Origin of the sequence: Polynucleobacter tropicus (genome assembly GCF_013307225.1) — a bacterium.
Lineage (GTDB): Bacteria > Pseudomonadota > Gammaproteobacteria > Burkholderiales > Burkholderiaceae > Polynucleobacter > Polynucleobacter tropicus.
In genome coordinates this window covers 1,015,174-1,029,461 of sequence record NZ_CP028942.1, presented here as the reverse complement: position 1 = coordinate 1,029,461, position 14,288 = coordinate 1,015,174, and the positions used below count along the sequence as shown (strand labels likewise).

Sequence of the window (14,288 nt, the reverse complement as noted above, 5' to 3'; positions counted from 1 at the left end):
ACAAGCATATTACCCCGTTTCAAATCGGCTATTTACCCTCGGCTATCGTTATAATTACTTTTTCCAACAGAGCTTAAGCGATGACCAAATACGTTTTTGTCACTGGTGGTGTGGTTTCTTCTTTAGGGAAAGGAATTGCAGCTGCCTCGCTTGCCGCGATTCTCGAATCCCGCGGCCTGAAAGTCACCCTCCTAAAATTAGACCCATATATCAACGTTGACCCGGGCACTATGAGCCCGCTGCAGCATGGTGAGGTTTTTGTTACCGAAGATGGCGCAGAAACTGATTTAGATTTGGGTCACTATGAGCGCTTTGTTTCCGCAAAGATGCGCAAGAGCAATAACTTCACCACCGGACAGATTTACGAGTCTGTTATTAGCAAAGAGCGTCGTGGTGAATATTTAGGAAAAACGGTTCAAGTTATTCCACACATTACTAATGAGATTCAGGCATTTATAGAGCGTGGTGCCAAGGCAAGCCATGACGGTAAGGCTGACGTTGCTATTTGCGAGATTGGTGGAACGGTAGGTGATATTGAATCTCTTCCATTCCTAGAGGCTGCAAGACAGATGAGCATTCGTCTGCCAAAACACAGTTGCGCTTTTGTTCACTTAACACTCGTCCCTTATATTAATAGCGCTGGCGAGCTGAAGACAAAGCCAACCCAGCATTCTGTTCAGAAGTTAAGAGAAATTGGCATCATGCCAACCGTACTTCTATGTCGCGCGGATCGCCCAATACCAGACGATGAGCGTGCAAAAATTTCTCTCTTCTCAAATGTAAGGGAAGAGGCTGTGATCTCCGTTTGGGATGTCGACACGATCTACAAGATTCCTGAAATGCTGCACTCTCAGGGAATGGATGATCTTATCTGCCGCGAGTTGGAGCTCAATGCTAAACCTGCTGATCTCTCAGTATGGGCAAACTTGGTGTATGAACTTGCTAATCCGAAACACGAAGTGACGATTGGTATGGTTGGTAAGTATGTAGAGCTGACTGAATCATATAAGTCACTTATCGAGGCCCTGCGCCATGCTGGCATCCATACGCATACACGTGTAAACATTAACTATATAGATTCTGAGCAGATTGAAAAAGATGGAGTAGGGTGTCTTAAGGAGTTAGATGCGATTCTGGTTCCTGGAGGTTTCGGTAAGCGTGGAACGGAAGGCAAGATTGCCGCGATTCGTTATGCACGTGAAAACAATGTTCCTTACTTGGGTATTTGCTTGGGAATGCAACTTGCTGTTATCGAGTTTGCTCGTCATGTGGCTAATATCGCGAAAGCAAATAGTACCGAGTTTGATGCTGATACGGATAGCCCTGTGGTTGCCCTGATTACCGAATGGCTTGACCGTGAAGGCCGTGTTGAAAAACGCACGAATGATTCAGACTTAGGTGGAACAATGCGTCTTGGTTCGCAGCGTTGCCCGATCAAGCCGAATACACTTGCCCATCGCATTTATGGTGCTGAAGTAAATGAGCGTCATCGTCATCGCTATGAAGTAAACAATGTGTACGTGCCAAAGCTAGAGCAAGCAGGCCTGGTAATCTCAGCCAGAACACCAAATGAATCATTACCTGAAATGATGGAGTTGCCCGAGTCTATGCATCCGTGGTTCTTTGGCGTTCAGTTTCACCCAGAGTTCACTTCGACGCCACGCGATGGACACCCATTGTTCTCAGCGTTCATTAAGGCCGCACTTGTCCATCAAGATGCTGCGCTGAAACAGGTTGCCTAAAATGAACGCCTTCAAGCTTTGTGGCTACAACATTGGTTTAGACCAACGTTTTTTTCTGATTGCTGGTACATGCGTTATCGAGTCAGAGCAGTCAGCTATTGATGTAGCAGGGCAGTTAAAGGAAATTACATCCTCACTCAACATTCCTTTTATTTATAAATCATCTTTTGATAAAGCCAATAGATCATCGGGCAATTCATATCGTGGTTTGGGGATGGATAAGGGCCTGGAGATTCTAGCTAAAGTTAAAAAGCAGATTGGTGTTCCTGTTTTAACTGATGTTCATGACATTGCAGAGATTGCACCAGCCGCCCAGGTTGTAGATGTTTTGCAAACCCCTGCATTTCTTTGTAGGCAAACAGACTTTATTCGCGCCTGCGCTCAGAGTGGTAAGCCGGTTAACTTTAAAAAAGGCCAATTTCTTTCTCCACAAGAAATGCTCAATGTGATCGAGAAGGCAAGGGTTGCTGCAGCCGAGAAAAATCTTCCCGATCAATTTATGGTTTGCGAGCGTGGTGCATCTTTTGGCTACAACAATCTTGTCTCAGATATGCGCAGTCTTGCGATATTGCGAGAGTCTAAGGCGCCTGTAGTCTTTGATGCCACTCATTCTGTCCAGCTTCCTGGAGGTCAAGGAAGTTCCAGCGGTGGTCAGCGAGAATTTGTTCCTGTATTGGCGCGTGCAGCCGTTGCTGTTGGCGTTAGTGGATTGTTTATGGAAACACATCCAGATCCTGCTAAAGCGCTATCAGACGGACCTAATGCTGTACCGCTTAATCGCATGAAAGAATTACTTGAGTCTTTGCTTGCAATTGATAACGTTGTGAAATCAAGTAATGCTTTTTTAGAAGATAGCTTTAAGTAACTTTAAGTAATTAAGTTAATTAGATACCCAATTTCATATTGTTTTAAGGAGAAGGTGCATGAGCGCCATTGTTGACATCATCGGTAGAGAAGTTCTGGATTCACGCGGCAACCCAACAGTAGAGTGTGATGTTTTGCTTGAGTCGGGTGTAATGGGTCGTGCAGCAGTGCCATCTGGTGCATCTACTGGATCACGCGAAGCAATTGAATTACGTGATGGCGACAAATCTCGCTACCTGGGCAAGGGAGTGCTAAAAGCAGTTCAAAACATCAATGTCGAAATCGCTGAAACTATCCTTGGTTTGGATGCGAGCGAGCAGGCTTTTTTAGATAAGACTCTGATTGACTTAGATGGCACTCACAATAAGGCACGCTTAGGTGCGAATGCAACATTGGCAGTATCCATGGCGGTAGCAAGAGCGGCAGCAGAAGAAGCTGGATTACCTTTATATCGTTATTTTGGCGGCTCTGGCGGCATGCAATTACCAGTTCCAATGATGAATATTGTGAATGGTGGCGCTCACGCCAATAACAGTTTAGATATCCAAGAATTTATGGTGATGCCGGTAGGCGCAGAAAGCTTCCGCGATGCTCTTCGTTGTGGCGCTGAGATTTTCCATGAGCTCAAAAAGATTATCGGCTCACAAGGTATGCCAACAACTGTTGGTGATGAGGGCGGCTTTGCACCAAACTTCAAGAGCAATCATGAGTGCCTGCAAACGATTATGAAAGCCATTGAAGGCGCCGGATATCAAGCAGGTGAGGATGTGTTGTTGGCTCTAGATTGCGCAGCAAGTGAGTTTTATAAAGATGGCAAATATCATTTGTCTGGCGAAGGCTTACAACTGAGCTCTGGTGAGTTTTCAGACTATCTCGGCAATTTGGCTGATCAGTTCCCAATCGTATCCATTGAAGATGGCATGCATGAAAGCGACTGGGATGGTTGGGCTGACATTACAAAGAAGCTTGGTAAGAAGATTCAGTTGGTTGGTGACGATCTTTTTGTTACCAATACGCGTATCTTGAAAGAAGGTATTGAGAAGGGTATTGCTAATTCGATTTTGATCAAAATCAATCAGATCGGCACATTAACCGAGACTTTTGCAGCAATTGAAATGGCAAAACGTGCGAACTACACTGCTGTGATTTCACATCGCTCGGGCGAAACTGAAGACAGCACGATTGCAGATATTGCAGTTGGTACAAATGCTGGTCAAATTAAGACTGGTTCTCTGTCTCGTTCTGATCGTATCGCCAAATACAATCAATTGCTCCGTATTGAAGAAGATTTAGGTGATGTGGCGACCTATCCAGGTAAGTCGGTTTTTTATAACCTGAGCCGTTAATACATTAGTTATTTATGCGCATTGTCATCTACTCCATGCTGGTATTGCTTATCGCAATCCAGTTCCCGCTATGGCTGGGTAAGGGTGGGTGGCTAAAGGTGCATGAAATGGAGAAGCAAGTAGAGCTACAAGAGGCTAAAAACAGCCTCTTGGCTCTTCGCAATGCCAAGCTCTCTGGTGATGTAAAAGACTTAAAAGATGGAACTCGCGCGATTGAAGAGCGTGCGCGTGTAGAGCATGGCCTCATCAAAGAAGGTGAGTTCTTTGTGCAAATCTTACCAGCAGATAAATCAAGCTCTGCACCCGCTACAAAGCAGTAACCTGAATTAAGCTACTTAGCTGACTTAATGACCCTTCGACGGGGGTCTTGTAGCATCGCTTAATAAATCAGTTTTAAAGACTTGCAGGCAATCAACTGCATCAAAGCGGTATGGTTTTGCACAAAAATCACAAATCGTTTCAACGGATCCAAGTTCTTCCAGGATGCCCTGAACTTCCTCTTCCCCAAGCATTCTAAGTACATCAGCCACTTTATTGCGTGAGCAAGTACAGGAAAAACGAATAGAGCGCACTGGGAAGCTCCGCACCCCATATTCCATAGACTCTTCCAGGAAAAGCCTTCTCAAGGTTGTTTGTGGGGGTAGCGTCAGCAATTCTTCGTTAGTAATGGTCTCGCCAAGCGTCTGAATGCGAGACCAGCCTTCCGCAGCAACCTGCGGGTCAAGGTGCGCATGGCCTCCAGAGTCAGGTAGTCGTTGCAAAAGCAGGCCGCCAACACTTTTATCGTCCGAACTTAGCCAGATACGTGTATCCAACTGCTCAGAATTCTGCATATACAAAGCTATCGCCTCAGCAGCGTTTGCAACTGGTCTAAGCTCATCGCCGAAATATTCTTGAAGGGCAACAATTCCTTGATAAGGCGCTTGTCCAGGTTCTCGATCTGCAGGGTCGAGGGTGATGACTAATCTTCCGGTATTGCTGGCGTCTAATAATTCGCCTAGGGTGGCTTTATCGTCAATTTCTGAAGACTCAACTGAAAGCTTAACAGTTGCACGCATACTGAGATCAGACTTGCACTCAACCACTAAAAGCTGAATAGGGCCTTTGCTTTGGGCCTGAATAATTAAAGTGCCATCAAATTTAAGGCTGGCGCTAAGCAGAGTGGCGGCGCCAACAAAGTCGCCAAGTATTTTCCGGACCGCTGGAGGGTCATTGCGACGCTCCAAAACAGCCTGCCAGGCTGAGCCTATGGAAACTATTTCACCGCGAACGGGTGCGCCATCACAAATAAATACAAGTAACTCATTCATGGGTGAAAGTATCCACTTTTTTTGAAAATACTGCCCATTTGGCCGACCTGAGATAATAGAGTCTATGCATATTCGTACACGCTTTGCCCCTAGTCCCACGGGCTTTATACATTTGGGAAACTTGCGCAGCGCGCTATATCCGTGGGCATTTGCTCGTCACAATAAGGGCGATTTCATTCTGCGCATCGAAGACACCGACCTAGAGCGATCTACTCAAGAGGCTGTTGATGTAATTATTGAGGGAATGGCATGGCTTGGTATGGATATCGATGAGGGTCCTATTTACCAAATGCAGCGCATTGATCGGTATCGAGAAGTAATCAAGCAAATGCTGGATGCTGGTTTAGCTTATCCCTGCTATATGAGTGAAGGGGAATTAAATCATCTTCGCGATCAGCAAATGGCAAATAAAGAAAAGCCACGCTATAACGGCTTATGGAGACCTGAATCAGGTAAAACTTTACCGCCAATACCTGAGGGTGTGTTGCCGGTAATTCGCTTTAAAAATCCCATTGGCGGATCGGTTATCTGGAATGACGCTGTTAAAGGTCAGATTGAAATCTCAAATGACGAATTAGATGATCTCATCATCGCAAGACCTGATGGAACGCCTACCTATAACTTTTGCGTCGTGGTTGATGATCTCGATATGAAGATCACTCATGTGATCAGAGGTGACGATCATGTGAACAATACCCCTAGGCAAATCAACATCATGAAGGCTTTAGGCGGTACACCCCCAATCTATGCGCATTTGCCAACAGTACTAAATGATGCCGGCGAAAAGATGAGCAAACGCAATGGTGCAATGAGCGTTCGAGACTATCAAAAGGCAGGGTATTTGCCGGAAGCCATCTTGAATTACCTTGCTAGATTAGGTTGGTCTCATGGAGATGCTGAGGTCTTTACAAAAGAGCAATTTGTAAATTGGTTTGATTTAGAGAGTCTCGGACGTTCTCCGGCTCAACACAATCCAGAAAAATTGCTTTGGTTAAATCACCAATATATTCAAAATGCAGATGCAGCTAAGTTAGCGGAAGCAACTAAACCATTCGCTCATGAATTAGGAATTGATACTGAACACGGACCAGATTTTGTTCAAGTGGTTGGATTATTAAAAGACAGGGCAAATACCTTAATTGAAATTGCCGAGGGCTCAAGACTTTTTTATCTACCTGCGCCACAACTCACTGCGGAGCAAATCGCTGCAAATATTCCTGAAGCGGTCGTTCCTGCTTTAAAAGATTTGATTGAGGCAATTAAAGCTGCTGAGCCAAATAAGGAGTCTTATAGCGCAGCATTTAAACAAGTTTTAGCTAAGCATCAATTAAAAATGCCTGCGCTTGCTATGCCTGTTCGCTATGGATTATTTGCCACCACCCAAACCCCAGCCATTGATGCTGTATTGGTTGTATTGGGTAAGGATGAGGTGATAAATCGGCTTTCCAGACTGGCCTAGCCTGTAATTTGCGCAGTTGCACAAAAATAGGCTAAAATCTTGGATTGTTTTGATTGTCTTGTAGTTTTATTGCGAGATTTCGGGGGTATAGCTCAGCTGGGAGAGCGCTTGCATGGCATGCAAGAGGTCAGCGGTTCGATCCCGCTTATCTCCACCAAGATTTCAAAATAGAAGACGTACAAAGTAGTCTTGGTCCCCATCGTCTAGAGGCCTAGGACATCACCCTTTCACGGTGAGTACGGGGGTTCGAATCCCCCTGGGGACGCCAAACTTTTTTGGCTATTGCAGTTGTAGTGTTGAAGTTATTTGGAGCGGTAGTTCAGTTGGTTAGAATATCTGCCTGTCACGCAGAGGGTCGCGGGTTCGAGTCCCGTCCGTTCCGCCAAGTCAATAGGTATTACAAGGGTTTGCTGTTAAACAACACCCTTGTTACCAAAAGCGTTACCAAAAAACCACCTTCGGGTGGTTTTTTGTTACCCCATTCCATTAAAGTGAAATTGCTTATCTGAAATTCTTGGTTCTCATAGTCCCGAGCAAGGCCTAGCATTTACTTATTGCGAAATGGAGGATTTATGAGTTTATTAAAAGGGAATCTAGCGTCGATTGAGGCAGTTATCTCACTTATTCTGGGCGCATCGTTAATAGCCTTGGCAACTCATTTTTTTGCCAGAAAGGATATTTTTGGGTATCTATTTCACGAATCGGCAACCATTGGTTATCTATTAATTGCTGAATTGGCCTTGAGCGTACTTGCAGCATTATTGTTGGTCTATAGGCATGTCTCCTATCTTGAAGGAGGTGCCTTAGTAGATCAACCGCCTTACTAATCAATATCCGCGTCAATATTTGGATTTAATGACTCTTGTATATGACTTTTAGTCAGCTTTGGCGAGCATAATTCAATAAAGTCATAGGCAAAGCCCCTCAAGAAATACCCCTTACGAATGGCAATTTTGGTTGTGTTCGTTGAAAAGAGGTGCTCGCTATCAAGAAGGGTCAGGTTTGTGTCCCGCTCTGGCTGGTAGGCCATTGAAGCAATAATCCCAACTCCTAGGCCAAGCTCAACATAAGTTTTAATTACGTCGGCATCTAACGCGGACATTACTATGTCTGGAGATATGCCGGATTTGGTAAATGCATCATCAATGGATTGTCGGCCTGTAAAGCCTTCGTGATAGGTGACTAATGGGTATTCCTCAAGGTCGCCAAGAGAAACTCTTTTGCTTTTTGTGAGGGGGTGCTCATTAGGTGCGACTAATGCGTGATGCCAGCTGTAATATGGAAAGGTAACCAGATCCGGCACCGCGTCCAAAGATTCAGTAGCAATTCCGAAATCGGCTTTACCCTCAATGAGCATTTGAACGATTTCTGTTGGGCTCCCTTGATGGAGGGCAAGGTGTACATTAGGATATTTCTTCTTAAATGCACTTACTACATGCGGTAGAGCATACCTAGCTTGTGTATGGGTTGTTGCAATGGTTAGTTGCCCTTTATCGCTCGAGCTAAACTGCTTACCAAGCTGCTTGATGTTCTTGGTTTCAAGCAAGATACGTTCAGCCATGGCTAGCAGCTCTTTTCCTGGTTCAGTAAGGCCCAAGAGTCTCCGGCCTTTTCTAACAAAGAGCTCGACTCCTAACTCATCTTCCAAGTCAAGAATGTGCTTGCTGACACCAGATTGAGAGGTAAAAAGCGCATTCGCAACTTCTGTGAGGTTAAAGTTTTTTCGTACAGTTTCGCGAATGATCCGCAGTTGTTGGAAATTCATAATTTAGATTAAGTGATGGTTAACTTTTTTCGAAGATACGTAATTGTGATGGAATAATGCGAACACGCTGCCCTTCAGTAAAGCCTCGCTTATCGAGTTCTGTGCGTGGGATTTCTACTTCATAGAACTGAGGCGTTTCTTTTGAATCTGGCGAATTTGAAGCGGTTAATTCAACCTTGGCATTTAGTCCAAACGAAAGAATGCGATCGATTGTGGCCAAGACACCAGTACCATTTTCAATTTCTTCGGTAATTTCAAGTTCATGAGGTCTTGCAAAGGCTATTACCGAAGCTCCATCTGAAATGGTATTCGTTTGATCGTGTTGTAAGCGATTCTTTCCCACATGGATATTGTCGCCTTCAACACGACCGTGAAAAAGGTTTACATTTCCAAGAAAGCCATAAACAAAAGGAGTTGCTGGATGTGCATACACCTCATCTGGTGCACCTATTTGTTCAATATTGCCTTGATTCATTAGAACAACCCTGTCTGCTACCTCTAAGGCCTCTTCTTGATCATGGGTGACAAAAATTGAGGTAATGTTGAGCTCATCATGAAGCTTGCGTAGCCAACGACGTAATTCTTTGCGAACTTTAGCATCAAGAGCGCCAAAGGGCTCATCCAGTAAAAGCACTTTTGGCTCTACAGCAAGGGCTCTTGCCAGCGCAATACGTTGTCTTTGTCCTCCAGATAGCTGGGCAGGAAAACGATCATGTAGCCAATCAAGCTGAACGAGATTTAACAATTCATGTACTTTATGGGCTATCTCTTCTTTGCTAGGGCGCTCTTTTCGATTCTTAACTTGCAAACCAAATGCAACGTTGTCAAATACGGTCATGTGCTTAAAGAGGGCATAGTGTTGAAATACAAAGCCAACCTGACGATCTCTGACTGAAGTTGTGGCGGTATCTACGCCATCAAGAATAATATTGCCACTATCAGATGTTTCTAGGCCTGCAATAATTCTTAATAGAGTTGTTTTGCCGCAGCCAGAAGGCCCCAATAAAGCAACAAGTTCACCGGATGGAAAATCTAAAGAAACATTATTGAGGGCAACAAAATTGCCAAATGACTTATTAATATTTTTTACTTCAATGCTCATAAAGGTCCTTCAATTGCAGGTGCTGCATTAGTTTCAGATTTCAGTCGCCATTCAATATATGTTTTGGCGGCCAAGGTCAACAACGCCAACAAGGCCAATAATGAGGCGACTGCGAATGCGGCTACATAGTTGTATTCGTTGTAGAGAATTTCTACTTGCAGGGGGATTGTGTTCGTATACCCGCGAATGTGGCCGGAAACCACAGACACGGCGCCAAACTCACCCATGGCGCGGGCATTACACAAGATGACCCCATATAAGAGTCCCCATTTAATATTCGGAAGGGTGACATGCCAGAATGTCTGCCAGCCGCTAGCACCAAGCACAGTAGCTGCCTCTTCTTCTTCGCGGCCCTGAGATTCCATTAGTGGGATTAGCTCTCTGGCTACGAATGGGAATGTCACAAAAATGGTCGCAAGAACAATGCCGGGGACTGCAAAGATAATTTTGATATTTTGGCCTGAAAGCCAATTTCCAAGCCACCCTTGTGCGCCAAATACCAGGACGAAAATAAGACCGGCAATGACGGGTGATACTGAAAAAGGTAGGTCAATAAGCGTGATGAGAACGTGTTTTCCTCGAAAATCAAACTTGGCAATTGCCCAGGAGGCGGCAACTCCAAAAATTAAATTTAAAGGTACAGCTATGCCGGCAGCTAAAAGGGTTAGCTTAATTGCAGACCATGTATCAGGTTCGCTAATTGCCTGAATATAAAAGAGCAAGCCTTTGTGAAGGGCTTCAGTGAAAACAGAAATTAATGGGAGCAACAAAAAAATCCCAAAAAAGCTCAGTGATAGAGATAAAACAATGGTTTTAACAAGCCATGAATCTTTAGTGGCTGAGCTAAGTTCAAAGCGCGTGATTGAGCTCATTAACGGGATCTCCCAGTGCGCTTAGCGGTCCAGGATTGCAGTCCATTAATGGCAAATAGTAGTAACAGTGAGATTAATAGCATTACGGATGCGATAGCAGTAGCGCCCGCATAGTCATACTGTTCTAGTTTGGTAATAATCATTAACGGAGTAATTTCAGAAACCATGGGGATATTTCCCGCGATGAAGATGACTGAGCCGTATTCACCTACCGCTCTTGCGAATGCCAACGCAAATCCTGTGAGTAGGGCGGGAGTTAATATGGGGAAAACAACTCGTTTAAATGTTTGCCAGCGACTAGCCCCTAGGCTTGCAGCTGCCTCTTCTAGCTCTAATTCAATTTCCTCGAGAATGGGTTGAACCGTGCGAACAACAAAAGGTAGGCCTATAAAGATCAGCGCTATCAATACACCCCATGGTGTAAATGCGATCTTGATGCCAAGAGGTTCAATACTGCTACCAATCCAACCATTTTTTGAATAAAGGGCTGCCAAGGCAATCCCAGTTACCGCAGTCGGTAATGCGAATGGTAAATCTATTAATGCATCGATGAGGTTCTTGCCTATAAATGTATAGCGTACAAGTGACCAAGCAAGTAGTAGCCCAAAGAAGGTGTTAATTAGACCGGCTAAGAGCGCCATTCCAAAGCTTAGTCGGTATGATGCAAGCACTCGTGGAGCGGTAACCGCATCAAAGAAAGCCGGCAATGTCATACTGGTCGATTTGATGATGACGGCCGACAGGGGAATTAAGACGATTAGTGATAGATACACAATGGTGTATCCAAGGGACAGGCCAAACCCAGGGAAGATTGAAGTTTTCTTTGCGCTAAACATCTATAGAGTCTAGGGATACCCTTTAAAAAAAGGAAACAAGAAAACCTTATTTGCTTATATGAAAAATGAATATGAGTAGAGCAGATGTGAAAAAGCCCAGAAGATCTGGGCTTTAATGGGTTCCTATAGCGGTTTACTTGGTGACAATTTCATCAAACACTCCGCCATCATTAAAGTGGATCTTTTGGGCTTTTTGCCAGCCGCCAAAGACTTGATCGATTGTGACCAATTTCACTTTTGCAAATTGGTTTGAATACTTAGCCGCGATCTTGGGATCTCTAGGTCGGTAGTAGTTCTGAGCGGCAATTTCCTGACCCTCTGGTGTGTATAGGTTTTGCAAGTAGGCTGTAGCCACCTTACGGGTTCCTTTTTTATCGACAACCTTATCAACGACAGCTACTGGCGGCTCTGCCAAGATAGAGATTGATGGGGTCACAATTTCAAACTTTTCAGGCCCCAACTCTTTCACAGCAAGATAGGCCTCATTTTCCCAGGCGATCAATACGTCGCCAATGCCACGTTCGGTGAAGGTCGTGGTTGATCCGCGTGCGCCAGAATCTAGAACTTTAACGTTGCGGTATAGGTTTTTAACAAACTCCTTAGCCTTCGCATCATTACCACCTGGTTGTTTTAGTGCATAAGCCCATGCCGCCAGATAGTTCCAGCGTGCGCCGCCAGATGTCTTAGGATTTGGTGTAATTACCTCGACACCAGGTTTAACTAGGTCGTTCCAGTCCTTAATGCCCTTGGGGTTACCCTTACGCACCAAAAAGACAATGGTGGAGGTATATGGCGAGGAATTGTCTTTAAATTTTTTCTGCCAATCCTTAGCAACCAAACCCTTTTCGGCCAAGATATCGATGTCATAAGCAAGTGCAAGCGTAACCACATCAGCATCTAAGCCATCTAGCACGGCTCTTGCCTGTTTTCCGGAGCCGCCATGCGATTGCTTGATTGATATTTCTTGTCCCGTGGATTTTTTCCAGTCACTAGAAAACACCTTGTCATAGTCTTGGTAAAGCTCGCGGGTTGGATCATATGACACATTGAGAATGCTTTGCTGTGCAAAAGCGCCTGTAATTAATCCCGTACCCAGCGCCAGTCCGACAAGGGTTTTAGATATATTTGCCAATTTCATGTTAATTCCTTTCTGTCAATGAAAAGAATTTATGACCCAAATTCAATTTTGTGAAACAAGAAAAAATGGATTGCTTAGTGAAAAAATGAATTTAGGACTTAAAAGATGCCCAAATACTTTCTGGTCTCAAACCGAAGCTTTGCAATTTGACCAGTTTTACCTGACAAACGTCTTTTCTTCATTGGACTAAGTGGCTTAGCGGCTAGCTTTGATTGCGTAAGTTGAAAATTCTCAAATAACGTTAAGCCAGCATGCCATGGGCCAAATCCTGATGCTGTGTTGATGTGGCCTGCAGAAGGAAGATTGATAAATTCCGAGTGCCATATGTTGCTCCAGAGCTGAACTTTGCTAGCTTGCATCCAGGGATCATTATCGCTGGCGATTACAAGGGTTGGAAATGGCAGTCGGTGAGTAGGGATTAATGATCGAATACTCTCAGATCCAGTTAGCTCAGACTCTTCCTTAATGCCGCCAAGTGTGAACCTCTCTGGATCTGCTGGGGCCACCAACATGGCGCCCGCGATATTTTGATAGCGGTCAATTCCCGCAAGAATTGCTGCTAAACATCCAAAGCTGTGAGCAACAATCCAGACCTTGCCGTTGCATTTATCAATTGCATTCCTGATGTTTTCTGCCCAATGAGCAAGAATCGGTTCATCCCAGTTTTGATGAACGCGATGGGTATTTTCAATCTTTGATTGAAACCAGCTCTGCCAGTGCGCTGATTCGCTACCCTGAAATCCAGGAATGATGAGGGTGGTTAAGGCCTGAGTGCTGGTCATGCACGAACTTTATTTGATAGTTGCGGATTATCAAAATAAGAAAAATTCATATTCTTATGAAGCATAGCTTATCAATTTTTATTGGTTTTAATGCCAGATATTTGGCTCTAGAGTGGCTCAATACTAATTTGAGTGGCCTTAATAATGCTAGAAGCTGAATTTACCTATAACTTGCCTGGAGTGGTGCAATCCCTGCGTGAATCTAGAGAGAAAACTCACAAAATACGGCATCTTGGAAAGGTGAGGGAATTGCCTGATCGCCAGTCTATAGAGGCAATCTTGGAGGGCTTATTTGCTGCGTTATTTCCAACTCATTATGGCCGCGCTGATTTAACCGATGAAAGCATTGATTACTTTGTTGGTAACGTTTTAAGTGTTGCTCTAAATTCGTTGACTGAGCAGATTCGGCGAGGTCTTTATTTTTCTGCGGGTAATGACCTTACAAGAGAAGTGACATTTAATGAATTATCAGAATCATTAACGGCTCGATTTGCAAGTGAGCTTCCTGCTATTCGCGCACTAATTGTGAGCGATATACGCGCAGCTATGAGTGGCGATCCCGCCGCTACTAGCGTCTCTGAAATTCTTTTGTGTTATCCGGGCGTGAGTGCGGCCATCCATTATCGAATTGCTCACTCCTTGTATCAGCTGGGCGCGCCGCTATTGGCACGATTTATTTCTGAGATAGCACATTCTCGCACTGGTGTTGATATTCATCCTGGTGCAATGATTGGTGAAGGATTTTTTATCGACCATGGTACGGGCGTAGTGATTGGTCAAACGGCAATATTAGGAAAGAACATTCGTTTATACCAAGCTGTCACTTTAGGGGCAAAACGATTTCCGGAGGATGGTGATGGCAACCTCATTAAGGGTGCAGATCGACATCCAATTTTGGAAGATGACGTCGTGATTTATGCGGGGGCCACGGTTCTTGGGCGCATCACAATTGGCGCTCGATCCACGATAGGCGGCAATGTTTGGCTCACTAAAAACGTTCCTCCCGATAGCAATATTTCTCAAGCCCAATCCCTGGGACATTAATTGTCAATATGTTTTTTATTAACCATTG

Annotated in this window: 14 protein-coding genes and 3 tRNA genes; 10 read left to right on the top strand and 7 right to left on the bottom strand. The window is 44.5% G+C overall.

The annotated features are described in order from the left end of the window. Window positions 1-80: 80 nt before the first annotated feature. From pyrG to ftsB, 4 genes are read left to right on the top strand one after another with little or no spacing between them, the layout of a single operon-like run. Entirely contained in the window at window positions 81-1,742 is a 1,662-nt protein-coding gene (gene pyrG, locus DCO17_RS05380; protein WP_173955748.1) for a CTP synthase, read from the top strand. Between the two features lies 1 nt (window position 1,743). After that, complete coding sequence (gene kdsA, locus DCO17_RS05375; RefSeq protein WP_173955747.1) at window positions 1,744-2,607, top strand: 3-deoxy-8-phosphooctulonate synthase; 864 nt, start codon at window positions 1,744-1,746, stop codon at window positions 2,605-2,607. 58 nt (window positions 2,608-2,665) lie between these two features. Further along, window positions 2,666-3,952, top strand: coding sequence for a phosphopyruvate hydratase (gene eno / locus DCO17_RS05370; RefSeq protein ID WP_173955746.1), 1,287 nt, complete (start codon window positions 2,666-2,668; stop codon window positions 3,950-3,952). Window positions 3,953-3,966: 14 nt separating this feature from the next. Then, entirely contained in the window at window positions 3,967-4,272 is a 306-nt protein-coding gene (gene ftsB / locus DCO17_RS05365) for a cell division protein FtsB (protein WP_173955745.1), read from the top strand. A gap of 24 nt (window positions 4,273-4,296) precedes the next feature. Here ftsB and hslO read toward each other — a convergent pair whose 3' ends face one another. Beyond that, window positions 4,297-5,262 (bottom strand): Hsp33 family molecular chaperone HslO, encoded by a 966-nt coding sequence (gene hslO / locus DCO17_RS05360; protein ID WP_173955744.1) that lies wholly within the window; start codon window positions 5,260-5,262, stop codon window positions 4,297-4,299. Window positions 5,263-5,326: 64 nt separating this feature from the next. On the opposite strand from hslO, the gene gltX reads away from it, so the two are divergent. The 5 genes from gltX to DCO17_RS05335 all read left to right on the top strand — a co-directional run bounded on the left by gltX (window position 5,327) and on the right by DCO17_RS05335 (window position 7,548). Further along, a complete protein-coding gene (gltX, locus tag DCO17_RS05355) occupies window positions 5,327-6,721 on the top strand; it encodes a glutamate--tRNA ligase (protein WP_173955743.1) in 1,395 nt (464 codons plus the stop codon). Window positions 6,722-6,802: 81 nt separating this feature from the next. Further along, window positions 6,803-6,878 (top strand) — tRNA-Ala (locus DCO17_RS05350). A gap of 35 nt (window positions 6,879-6,913) precedes the next feature. Continuing rightward, window positions 6,914-6,989: transfer RNA gene (locus tag DCO17_RS05345), tRNA-Glu, on the top strand. A 40-nt stretch (window positions 6,990-7,029) separates the two neighbouring features. Continuing rightward, window positions 7,030-7,106 (top strand) — tRNA-Asp (locus DCO17_RS05340). A gap of 187 nt (window positions 7,107-7,293) precedes the next feature. Further along, window positions 7,294-7,548, top strand: coding sequence for a hypothetical protein (locus DCO17_RS05335; RefSeq protein ID WP_173955742.1), 255 nt, complete (start codon window positions 7,294-7,296; stop codon window positions 7,546-7,548). On the opposite strand, the gene DCO17_RS05330 is transcribed toward DCO17_RS05335, so the two are convergent. The 6 genes from DCO17_RS05330 to DCO17_RS05305 all read right to left on the bottom strand — a co-directional run bounded on the left by DCO17_RS05330 (window position 7,545) and on the right by DCO17_RS05305 (window position 13,216). Then, on the bottom strand, window positions 7,545-8,486 hold the full coding sequence (locus tag DCO17_RS05330; RefSeq protein WP_173955741.1) for a CysB family HTH-type transcriptional regulator: 942 nt from the start codon (window positions 8,484-8,486) through the stop codon (window positions 7,545-7,547). The genes DCO17_RS05335 and DCO17_RS05330 overlap by 4 nt on opposite strands. A 19-nt stretch (window positions 8,487-8,505) precedes the next feature. Continuing rightward, on the bottom strand, window positions 8,506-9,588 hold the full coding sequence (locus DCO17_RS05325; RefSeq protein ID WP_173955740.1) for a sulfate/molybdate ABC transporter ATP-binding protein: 1,083 nt from the start codon (window positions 9,586-9,588) through the stop codon (window positions 8,506-8,508). Then, complete coding sequence (cysW, locus tag DCO17_RS05320; RefSeq protein WP_173955739.1) at window positions 9,585-10,460, bottom strand: sulfate ABC transporter permease subunit CysW; 876 nt, start codon at window positions 10,458-10,460, stop codon at window positions 9,585-9,587. Before cysW ends, DCO17_RS05325 begins: the two co-directional genes overlap by 4 nt. After that, the gene (cysT, locus tag DCO17_RS05315) at window positions 10,460-11,296 is read right to left on the bottom strand and encodes a sulfate ABC transporter permease subunit CysT (RefSeq protein WP_173955738.1); all 837 of its coding nucleotides are present in this window, start codon (window positions 11,294-11,296) and stop codon (window positions 10,460-10,462) included. The genes cysW and cysT overlap by 1 nt, the downstream gene beginning before the upstream one ends. 133 nt (window positions 11,297-11,429) lie before the next feature. Next, a complete protein-coding gene (locus DCO17_RS05310) occupies window positions 11,430-12,434 on the bottom strand; it encodes a sulfate ABC transporter substrate-binding protein (protein ID WP_173955737.1) in 1,005 nt (334 codons plus the stop codon). A 98-nt stretch (window positions 12,435-12,532) separates the two neighbouring features. Further along, a complete protein-coding gene (locus DCO17_RS05305) occupies window positions 12,533-13,216 on the bottom strand; it encodes an RBBP9/YdeN family alpha/beta hydrolase (RefSeq protein ID WP_173955736.1) in 684 nt (227 codons plus the stop codon). 144 nt (window positions 13,217-13,360) lie between these two features. Between DCO17_RS05305 and epsC the strand changes: the two genes are divergently transcribed. After that, entirely contained in the window at window positions 13,361-14,260 is a 900-nt protein-coding gene (gene epsC / locus DCO17_RS05300) for a serine O-acetyltransferase EpsC (protein ID WP_173955735.1), read from the top strand. The last annotated feature ends 28 nt before the right edge of the window (window positions 14,261-14,288 follow it).